Genomic DNA, 234 nt, shown 5'->3' on the forward strand with positions numbered 1-234 from the left:
GTCGCGGGGACTGTCCTTCGTGACCGCACCCCCGCTTCCGAAATCTCGCCGAACCCGGTCACCAGCCGCCCCGCAACCGGCATCCGCACCACGCCGCGCGGCGGAACCGGGCCGAGCACCCCCACCGCCATCGGCCGCGCGACCGGGCCGGGCAGCCGCGCCAGGCCGGCGACGGTCGTCTGCCCTTCGTCGTCGTCCGTCATCCGGTCGATCAGGTCGCGTGCCTCCTCGCCC

Annotated in this window: 1 pseudogene; it reads right to left on the reverse strand. The window is 75.6% G+C overall.

Features of this window, described 5'->3' with window-relative positions:
• Positions 1-234 (reverse strand): annotated as a pseudogene (locus tag AC0CH8_RS19160) (metalloendopeptidase); the annotation flags it as partial.

It is taken from the genome of Sphingomonas sp. AC435, from assembly GCF_979253005.1.